We start from the raw sequence: 9,509 nt of genomic DNA, 5'->3' as shown, positions 1-9,509 counted from the left end.
AAACTTTTATTCATGTTTCAAAAATCAATGTCATCAAAATAATGGAGCGGTCAGGAAATTTCTATAAGGCAATACGGTTGGGATATATACTTATCTCCATTCTTATCGGATGTATGGCATATAATAGCCTCTATGAATGGCAGGAGATAGAAGCATTAGAACTTGGCAATAAAAAAATAGACGAGCTCCGAAAAGAAATAAACAATATCAATATTCAAATGATAAAATTTTCTCTATTGGGTGAAACAATACTGGAATGGAACGATAAAGATATCGAGCATTACCATGCACGGCGTATCTATGGATTTGTGGAAGATGACAATATTCGCTCCAAACGCTTATGCGAACGCCTTGGTATGCGCCGCGAAGGATGCTTCAAGGAATTTGTGACATTTATAAACAATCCTAACGGCACCCCGAAATATGAAGATACCCGTGTTTATTCCATTCTAAAAAAAGAATGGAATTCAATCAGTGCTAAATCAATTACGAATAATTAAGAACAAGAAAAGAATATGAACAAGCGATTCATTATCATTAATTTCGCCGCATTTGCCGTCATGCTGTTTCTGTCGACTGGATGCAAGCAGGACGGTAAGCAGGATGCGGTACCGAGTTATCGGGTCATAACAGTATCGTCCATGCCGGTGGAAATATCCGAATCTTATTCCGCCACTATCCGCGGGCGACAAGATGTGGATATCATGCCGCAAATATCCGGCCGCATCACGCGTCTATGCGTGAAGGAGGGCACACGGGTGACGACAGGGCAAGTACTGGCAGTGATAGACCAAACACCCTATCTGGCAGCCTTACGCACAGCTTTGGCTAATGTCAGCGCAGCACGGGCAAAAGCGGAAACGGCACGAATCGAACTGCAAGGTAAGCAAGCCTTGTTTGATGAGAAGGTAATATCCGAATACGACCTTTCTCTTGCCCGAAACCAACTAGCTGTGGCACTTGCCGAACTCCAACAGGCCGAGGCGCAGGAAGCGGATGCACGAAACAACCTCTCTTATACTGAAATCAAAAGTCCGAGTAACGGCGTGGTAGGCACATTGCCCTACCGCATCGGTGCGCTTGTCAGTCCCAACATGGAGCAGCCTTTCACGGTCGTGTCCGACAATGCGGAGATGTATGCCTACTTCTCCGTGTCGGAAAACATGCTGCGACACCTATCCACTCGCTACGGCTCGATTGACAGCCTGATAGCCAAGATGCCGGAAGTGAGCCTGCAACTCAACGACGGTAGTCTGTACAAAGCGAAGGGACGCATCGAGACCGTAAGCGGTGTGGTGGACCCTGCGACCGGAGCGGTGCAGATCAAAGCCCTGTTCCCCAATCCCGAACGCGAACTGCTGAGCGGCAGCATCGGCAACATCGTCCTTCGGAACCCCCAAACGGATGCCATCACCATTCCCATGACCGCCACCGTGGAACTGCAAGACAAAATCATCGCCTACCGACTGAAAAACGGACGGGCGGAAGCTGCCTATCTCACGGTGGACCGCCTGAACGATGGCAACCGGTTTATCGTAAAAGAAGGTCTCTCGGTCGGCGACACCCTCATCGCCGAAGGCGTGGGACTGGTGAGAGAAGGCATGAGCATAACCCCTAAAGACGAAACGAAATGAAGCTACGATTTTTTATAGACCGCCCGGTGTTCTCGGGCGTTATCTCGGTGGTGATTGTGCTGTTGGGCGTCATCGCCATGTTCTCCCTGCCGGTGGAGCAATATCCCGACATCGCCCCGCCCACCATCAATGTATGGGCATCCTATCCCGGAGCCAACGCCGAAACCGTGCAGAAAGCCGTGATAGTGCCGCTGGAAGAAGCCATCAACGGCGTGGAAGACATGACCTATATGACCTCCACGGCATCGAACACGGGAGACGCCTCCATCAACATCTACTTCAAGCAAGGAGCCAATGCCGACATGGCAGCCGTGAACGTGCAGAACCGTGTGAACGCCGCATTGAGCCAGCTTCCGGCAGAAGCCACCAAGACCGGTGTCACCACCGAAAAGCAGCAGAATGCCGAGCTGCTGACCTTTGCCCTCTACTCGCCCGATGACCGCTTCGACCAGACGTTTCTGAACAACTACATGAAAATCAATGTCGAACCGCGACTGAAGCGCATCAGCGGCGTGGGAAAGGCGCAACTGTTCGGCTCCAATTACAGCATGCGCCTCTGGCTGAAGCCCGACCGTATGGCGCAATACGGGCTCATACCCGACGACATATCCGCCGTACTCGCGCGGCAGAACATCGAAGCCGCCACCGGCTCCTTCGGTGCCAATCACCCCACGGCCAACGAATACACAATGAAGTACCGCGGACGCTTGTCCGGTGCCGATGAGTTTGGCGAACTGGTAGTCAAGTCCTTGCCGGGTGGCAACGTGCTTCGGCTGAAAGAGGTTGCCGATGTGGAGCTGGGCGATGAATACTACAACTACTCCTCCCAAGTGAACGGCCATCCGGCAGCCATGATGATGATAAACCAGAAGGCAGGGTCCAATGCGTCGAGCACCATCAACGAGATTCACGAAGTGCTCCACGAACTGGACCGTGACCTGCCCGAAGGAGCGGAATTCGTAGTGCTTACCGACACCAACAAGTTTCTGTATGCCTCCATCCGCTCGGTCATCCGCACCTTGCTGGAGGCGATACTGCTGGTTATCGTAGTGGTATATGTATTCTTGCAGGACATCAAGTCAACGCTTATTCCTGCCATATCCATCTTCGTTTCCATCATCGGCACGTTCGCCGTGATGTCCATGATAGGCTTTTCCATCAACCTGCTCACCCTGTTTGCGCTTGTGCTTGCCATCGGCACCGTGGTCGACGATGCCATCGTGGTGGTGGAAGCGGTGCAGGCGAAGTTTGATGAGGGCTACCAGTCGGCGGTGCTTGCGGCCGATGATGCCATGAAAGGCGTTTCATCGGCCATTCTGACCTCTACCATCATCTTTATGGCAGTGTTCTTTCCCGTTGCCATGATGGGCGGCACTTCGGGAGCCTTCTATGCGCAGTTCGGCATCACGATGGCGGTTGCCGTGGGCATCTCGGCCATCAATGCCTTCACCCTCTCACCGGCACTTTGCGCCCTGTTGCTGAAGCCCTATATCGACGAGCACGGCAATACAAAGGACAACTTTGCAGCCCGTTTCCGAAAGGCGTTCAATGCCGTTTTCTACCGTCTGAGCCGACGCTATGTGCGTGGAGTGATGTTCATCCTCCACCGCCGGTGGCTGATGTGGAGCTCTATAGCAGTGTCCTTTGTATTGCTGGTGCTGCTGGTCAACGCCACCAAGACGGGCCTTATCCCCGAAGAAGACACCGGAACGGTCATGGTGAGCATGAATACGAAGCCCGGCACGTCAATGGCGCAGACCGTCAAGGTGATGGAGCGCATCAACAGCCGCCTCGACAGTATCGGCGAGATAGAATACAACGGTGCGGTTGCCGGCTTCTCTTTCAGCGGTTCCGGTCCGTCGCAGGCCATGTATTTCGTGACACTCAAAGACTGGGAACAGCGTGAGGGAGAGGGGCAGTCGGTCAACGACGTCATCGGAAAAATCTATGCCGCCACCTCCGACATCCCTGATGCCACGGTGTTTGCCATGTCGCCCCCAATGATAGCCGGATATGGCATGGGGAACGGCTTTGAGCTCTACTTGCAGGACAAGGCAGGCGGAGACATTACCGCTTTCAAGAAAGAGGCGGACAAGTTTGTCGAGGCCTTGTCGCAGCGGCCCGAAATAGGCGAAGTCTATTCCTCCTTTGCCACAGACTATCCGCAATACTGGGTGGATATCGACGCCGCCAAATGCGAGCAGTCGGGAGTGTCGCCCGCAGAGGTGCTTTCCACCCTGTCGGGCTATTATACCGGACAATATGTTTCCGACTTCAATCGCTTCTCCAAGCTCTACCACGTCACCATGCAGGCTCCGGCGGAATACCGTGTGAATGCAGAGTCCATTCATCATATCTATGTACGCACCTCTGATGGCGGCATGGCACCGTTGAGCCGGTTCGTGCGTCTGACCAAGACCAACGGTCCGTCAGACCTCACCCGCTTCAACCTGTTCAATGCCATCTCCATCAATGGGTCTCCGGCCCGGGGTTACAGTTCGGGGCAGGTGCTCGAAGCCATCAGTGAGACGGCACGCAAGGTTCTCCCGGCAAATTACACCTACGAGTTTGGCGGCATCTCGCGCGAGGAGAGCAAGACAACCAACAATGCCACGCTGATATTCCTGCTCTGTATGGTCCTGGTCTATATGATTCTGTGTGCCTTGTACGAAAGCGTGTTTATTCCCTTTGCGGTTCTGCTGGCAGTGCCTTGCGGGTTGATGGGCAGTTTCCTGTTCGCATGGCTCTTCGGTCTGGAGAACAACATCTACATGCAGACCGGTCTGATTATGATTATCGGCCTGCTTGCCAAGACCGCCATCCTGCTTACCGAATATGCAGGCAAGCGGCGGTCGGAAGGCATGACACTGGCACAAGCGGCATACAGTGCGGCAAAAGTCCGTCTGCGCCCCATCCTGATGACCGTGTTGTCTATGGTGTTCGGCCTTATCCCGCTGATGCTGGCTCACGGAGTGGGTGCCAACGGTAGCCGTTCGCTTGCCACAGGTGTAATCGGCGGAATGATTGTAGGTACATTGGCTCTGTTGTTCCTCGTGCCTTCATTGTTCATCGTCTTCCAATATATCCAAGAACGTATTAAGCATAATTAAATGAAAAAGACAGCAATATATATCATATTGTCAGGATGGATGCTTACCGGCTGTGGCACGTACAGCCGGTATCATCGCCCCGACCTCTCGATGGAGAATCTGTATAGCACCCTTCCGGCAGACGCCGATACCACCACTCTGGCCTCCCTGTCGTGGCGGGAAATGTTTACCGACCCTAAACTTCAGTCCTTGATTGAAACAGGACTTGACCGAAACACAGACCTCAATGTGGCACGGCTACGGGTGGAAGCGGCAGCCTCCGCCTTGCTGACAGCTAAACTCTCCTATCTACCCTCACTCGGACTGAATGCCGAAGGTAATGCCGGCAAGCACGATGGAGCAACGGCAAAGACATATAATGCAGGAGCGACAGCAAGCTGGGAACTGGACATCTTCGGCAACCTCACAGCTGCAAAACGTGGTGCCGCTGCCGCCTTGCAAGGAAGCCGTGATTACCGGCAAGCCGTACAGACTCAGCTTGTCGCCACTATTGCCGACAGTTACTATACCCTTGCCATGCTCGACGCGCAAATGGCAATAAGCCACCGCACCCTTGAAAACTGGCAGACTACCGTGCGCACTCTCGAAGCATTGAAAAAAGCCGGACAGTCAAACGAAGCCGGTGTATTGCAGGCAAAAGCGAACGTGATGCAGCTCGAATCGTCCCTATTATCCATCCGCAAGAGCATCTCCGAAACAGAAAACGCCTTGTTTGCAATACTTGCCATGCCGTCACACTCAATAGCACGAAGTAATCTGGTCGAAGCAGCTTTCCCCGATACCGTCTCTATCGGAGTCCCCTTGCAGTTACTTTCCAACCGTCCCGATGTGCGTCAGGCAGAAATGGAACTGGCGCAGGCGTTCTACACAACCAATGCGGCACGTGCCGCATTCTACCCCCATATCACCCTTTCGGGAACACTTGGATGGACCAATAACGGTGGCGGTATAATCACCAATCCCGGACAATGGTTGCTCAATGCCATCGGTTCCCTGACACAGCCCTTGTTCAATCGAGGCGCAAACATCGCCAACCTGAAGACTGCCCAAATCCGCCAGGAAGAAGCGAAGTTACTGTTCCAACACTCTTTGTTGAACGCAGGCAAAGAGGTAAACGATGCTTTGACCGCATGGCAGACTGCGAAATCGCAACTTGAAATCAATGCTCGGCAGGTGGAAACATTATGCGATGCCGTGCGGAAAACAGAATCACTGATGCGTCATTCCAATATTACCTATCTGGAAGTATTGACCGCCCAGCAATCTCTCCTTGAAGCGGAAGTGCAACAGCTGCAAACTCGTTTTGAACGCATACAAAGTGTAATCAAACTTTATCACGCGTTGGGAGGAGGACGATTTTAATTCGTAAGAGAATAGATGGAATTTGTACGTAAGGCAATAGCATTAAGTCACACTTTCATAATTCTAATAGTAGTAGCCATTGCATTTACTTGTCATAATGAATGGCAGGAAGTGGAAGCATTGGAGGTTGGCAACCGGCATATAGATGAATTCAGGAAGGAGGTAAACCGTATTCATATCCAACTGATAGAGTTTTCGCTATTAGGAGAAACTGCATTGGATTGGGACGAAACGGATTTGGAGAATTACCATGCCCAACGCATTGCATTGGACAGCACATTGTGCCTGTTCAATGAAACTCATGTAATTGGACGTATTGACAGTGTGCGCAGTCTTTTGGAAGATAAGGAACGGCAGATGTTTCAGATTGTTCGGTTAATAGACGAACAACAATCCATCAACAAGAAGATTGCCAGTCAAGTACCTCTCATTGTTCAGACAAGTATGCAGGAACAGCCCAAGAAACCGAAACGAAAAGGGTTCTTGGGCATATTCGGCAAAAAAGAGGAAACGAAGCCGCCGACAACAACAACTACGCTTCGTTCACCCAATAGAAGCATGGTCAGTGAACAGAAAGAGCAAAGCCGTCGATTGTCGGAACAAGCCGACAGTCTTGCCGCTCGCAATGCAGATCTTAACAGGCAGTTGAAGGGGCTAATCTGTCAAATAGAAAATAAGGTACAAGCCGACCTGCAAGGGCGGGAAGACGAAATAGTTGCCATGCGTGGAAAGTCATTTATGCAGGTAGGCGGTTTAATGGGATTCGTCCTTCTGCTGTTGTTAATTTCCTACATCATCATACACCGTGATGCAAAGAGTATCAAACAATACAAGCGCAAGACAACGGATTTGATAGGGCAACTGGAACAATCCGTACAACGGAACGAGGCACTGATAGCATCAAGGAAGAAAGCGGTACATACCATCACCCACGAACTGCGCACACCACTAACGGCAATAACAGGTTATACTGAGCTGTTACAGAAAGAGTGCAGCAAGGAGAACAATGTGAATTTTCTTCAAAGCATACAACAATCTTCCGACCGTATGCGGGATATGCTTAACACCCTGCTGGACTTCTTCCGCTTGGACAACGGCAAGGAGCAGCCCAAACTGTTGCCCTGCCGCATCTCCACAATCACGCATACCCTTGAAACGGAGTTCATGCCCGTCGCCATGAACAAGGGGCTTTCCTTGACCGTAAAGAACGGAAACGATGCGGTTGTACTGACCGACAAGGAGCGAATCATCCAAATTGGAAACAATCTGCTGTCAAATGCCATCAAGTTCACGGAGAAAGGCGGTGTGTCGCTGACTATCGATTATACCAACGGAGTGCTGACACTGATTTTCGAGGATACAGGCACAGGCATGACAGAAGATGAACAGCAACGTGTATTTGGGGCATTTGAACGCCTCTCAAACGCCGCCGCAAAAGACGGTTTCGGACTTGGACTTGCCATCGTGCATAACATAGTGGCGATGCTTGACGGCAAAATCCATTTGGAAAGCGAGAAAGGGAAAGGAAGTCGTTTCACAGTGGAAATACCCATGCAGAAAGCCGAAGAAATACCGGAAAAAGAGATACAGACTTATATCCACCGGGAGGAGAGAAACCTCAATGTTGTCGCCATCGACAATGATGAGGTGCTGCTCCTGATGTTGAAAGAGATGTATGCACAGGAGGGAATACATTGCGACACTTGCACCGATGCGGCGGAACTGATGGAAATGATACGCCGAAAAGAATACAACTTGTTGCTGACGGACTTGAATATGCCCGGCATAAACGGCTTCGAGCTGCTGGAACTGCTCCGATCGTCCAATGTTGGCAATTCACAGACAATCCCCGTGGTCGTGGCAACCGCTTCGGGCAGTTGCGATGCGGAGGAACTTTTGGAACGAGGCTTTGCCGGATGCCTGTTCAAACCATTCTCCATATCGGAACTGCTGGAAATTTCCGACAAGTGCGCCATTAAAGCGACACAGGACGGTAAACCGGATTTTTCCGCCTTGTTGTCCTACGGCAATGAAGTTGTCATGCTGGAAAAACTGATAACGGAAACCGAGAAAGAAATGCAGGCGGTACGGGATGCGGCAATGCGAAACGATCTGCAAGAACTTGATGCCTTGACACACCACTTACGCAGTTCGTGGGAGATACTCCGTGCCGACCAGCCGCTGAAGGTGCTTTATGGTGTGCTTCATGGAAAGGATAAGTCCGATAACGAGGCGTTAAGTAATTCCGTGACCACCGTGTTGGATAAAGGAGCGGAGATTATACAGTTGGCAAAGGAGGAAAGGAGAAAATACGAAAATGGATAAGACAAGAATAATCGTGGTGGAGGATAACATCGTGTATTGCGAATATGTCTGCAATCTGCTGGCACGGGAGGGATACAGTACCGTGAAGGCTTACCACCTGTCAACAGCGAAGAAACATCTGCAACAGGCAACGGATGATGATATAGTAGTTTCTGACCTGCGCCTAAACGATGGCAACGGAATAGACCTGCTGCGCTGGATGCGCAAGGAGGGAAAGATGCAGCCGTTCATCATAATGACCGACTACGCCGAAGTGCATACGGCAGTCGAAAGCATGAAACTCGGTTCGATAGACTATATTCCGAAGAAACTGATAGAGGACAAACTCGTCCCCCTTATCCGCTCCATACAGAAAGAGCGTCAGTCGAGACACAGCCGGATGCCCGTTTTCGCCCGTGAAGGTTCCGCCTTTCAGAAAATCATGCACAGGATAAAGTTGGTAGCCGTCACCGACATGAGCGTGATGATATTCGGAGAGAACGGCACAGGCAAGGAGCATATCGCCCACCATCTGCACGACAAGAGCAAACGGGCTGGCAAACCATTCGTGGCGGTGGACTGCGGTTCACTCTCCAGAGAACTTGCGCCGTCGTCATTCTTCGGACACGTCAAAGGCGCGTTCACGGGTGCGGACAGCACCAGGAAAGGATATTTCCATGAGGCGGAAGGAGGCACGCTGTTTCTTGACGAGGTGGGCAACCTTGCGTTGGAAACCCAGCAGATGTTGCTCCGTGCCATACAGGAGAGGCGTTATCGCCCGGTCGGTGACAAATCGGACAGGAGTTTCAATGTCCGCATCATCGCCGCCACCAACGAGGATTTGGAAGTAGCGGTGAATGAAAAGCGTTTCCGACAGGATTTACTCTACCGCTTGCATGACTTCGTGATAACCGTGCCGCCTTTGCGTGACTGTAAGGAGGACATCATGCCGCTTGCGGAGTTCTTCCGCGAGATAGCCAACAAGGAACTGGAGTGTAATGTGAGCGGTTTCAGTTCCGAAGCCCGAAAAGCGTTACTGACCCACACATGGCCGGGCAACGTGCGGGAACTTCGGCAGAAAGTTATGGGTGCTGTATTG

General features: G+C 51.4%; 6 protein-coding genes. All 6 read left to right on the top strand.

Going from position 1 to position 9,509, the window contains the following annotated elements:
- The first annotated feature begins 41 nt into the window (after positions 1–41).
- Positions 42–500, top strand: coding sequence for a GNAT family N-acetyltransferase (locus tag DW039_RS19935; protein WP_117812700.1), 459 nt, complete (start codon positions 42–44; stop codon positions 498–500).
- A gap of 15 nt (positions 501–515) precedes the next feature.
- Entirely contained in the window at positions 516–1,634 is a 1,119-nt protein-coding gene (locus DW039_RS19930) for an efflux RND transporter periplasmic adaptor subunit (RefSeq protein ID WP_004312628.1), read from the top strand.
- A complete protein-coding gene (locus DW039_RS19925) occupies positions 1,631–4,744 on the top strand; it encodes an efflux RND transporter permease subunit (protein WP_117817909.1) in 3,114 nt (1,037 codons plus the stop codon). The genes DW039_RS19930 and DW039_RS19925 overlap by 4 nt, the downstream gene beginning before the upstream one ends.
- Complete coding sequence (locus DW039_RS19920) at positions 4,745–6,106, top strand: efflux transporter outer membrane subunit (protein WP_004312631.1); 1,362 nt, start codon at positions 4,745–4,747, stop codon at positions 6,104–6,106.
- Positions 6,107–6,121: 15 nt separating this feature from the next.
- The gene (locus tag DW039_RS19915; protein ID WP_004312632.1) at positions 6,122–8,431 is read left to right on the top strand and encodes an ATP-binding protein; all 2,310 of its coding nucleotides are present in this window, start codon (positions 6,122–6,124) and stop codon (positions 8,429–8,431) included.
- Positions 8,424–9,509, top strand: a 1,086-nt coding sequence (locus tag DW039_RS19910; RefSeq protein ID WP_133302546.1) for a sigma-54 dependent transcriptional regulator, incomplete at its 3' end; no start/stop codon positions are given. The genes DW039_RS19915 and DW039_RS19910, both read left to right, overlap by 8 nt.

Source organism: Bacteroides sp. AF39-16AC (assembly GCF_003602735.1).
Lineage (GTDB): Bacteria > Bacteroidota > Bacteroidia > Bacteroidales > Bacteroidaceae > Bacteroides > Bacteroides uniformis.
Note: the sequence above shows the minus strand (reverse complement) of the source record. Positions and strands in the feature narration are given on the sequence as shown.

Excerpts from the sequence above, each read along its gene's own strand:
- DW039_RS19925 (WP_117817909.1), top strand. The coding sequence starts at position 1,631 with ATGAAGCTACGATTTTTTATAGACCGCCCGGTGTTCTCGGGCGTTATC.
- DW039_RS19935 (WP_117812700.1), top strand. The coding sequence starts at position 42 with ATGGAGCGGTCAGGAAATTTCTATAAGGCAATACGGTTGGGATATATA.
- DW039_RS19915 (WP_004312632.1), top strand. The coding sequence starts at position 6,122 with ATGGAATTTGTACGTAAGGCAATAGCATTAAGTCACACTTTCATAATT.
- DW039_RS19920 (WP_004312631.1), top strand. The coding sequence starts at position 4,745 with ATGAAAAAGACAGCAATATATATCATATTGTCAGGATGGATGCTTACC.
- DW039_RS19930 (WP_004312628.1), top strand. The coding sequence starts at position 516 with ATGAACAAGCGATTCATTATCATTAATTTCGCCGCATTTGCCGTCATG.